The organism is Paenarthrobacter sp. PAE-2 (assembly GCF_026013155.1).
GTDB classification, from domain to species: Bacteria; Actinomycetota; Actinomycetes; order Actinomycetales; family Micrococcaceae; genus Arthrobacter; species Arthrobacter ureafaciens.
Genome location: NZ_JAPDNV010000101.1, coordinates 1 through 777, shown reverse-complemented (window position 1 = coordinate 777; position 777 = coordinate 1). Strand labels below are relative to the sequence as shown.

At 66.2% G+C, this 777-nt stretch carries 1 pseudogene; it reads left to right on the top strand.

Features of this window, described 5'->3' with window-relative positions:
• Window positions 1-777 (top strand): annotated as a pseudogene (locus OCL88_RS21365) (glycine dehydrogenase (aminomethyl-transferring)); the annotation flags it as partial.

The window sequence follows — 777 nt, the reverse complement described above, 5'->3', positions numbered from 1 at the left end:
AGACTGCCGTCCAGATGATCGGCCAGGGCTACTACGACACCATCACGCCCCCGGTTATCCGCCGCAACATCCTCGAGTCGCCGGCCTGGTACACCGCCTACACGCCCTACCAGCCGGAAATTTCCCAAGGCCGCCTCGAGGCGCTGCTGAACTTCCAGACCATGGTCCAGGACCTCGTTGGCCTGCCGATCGCCAATGCTTCGCTCCTTGACGAAGCCACCGCCGTCGCCGAAGCCGTGCTGATGATGCGCCGCGCCAACAAAAACAAAGCAGTTCAGGATGGCAAGACCGTCCTCGACGCAGACTGCCTGCCGCAGACCATCGCGATCGTGAAGGGCCGCGCTGAAGCGCTCGGCTTCGAGGTCGAGGTTGCGGACCTCTCCGCGGGCCTGCCCGACGGCGACATCAACGGCGTCGTCCTCCAGCAGCCCGGCGTCTCCGGCCGTGTCTTCGATCACTCCGCCGTCATCGCCGAGGCGAAAGAGCGGGGCGCGCTGGTGACGGTTGCTGCCGACCTTCTTTCCCTCACGCTCATCACCCCTCCGGGTGAACAGGGTGCGGACATCGCCGTCGGCTCCGCCCAGCGACTGGGTGTTCCGCTGTTCTTCGGTGGCCCGCACGCCGCTTACATGGCAGTCCAGAAGGGGCTGGAGCGTTCCATGCCCGGCCGTCTGGTGGGCGTTTCCAAGGACGACGCCGGTGTCCCCGCCTACCGCTTGGCGCTGCAGACCCGCGAGCAGCACATCCGCCGCGAAAAGGCCACGTCCAACATCTGCA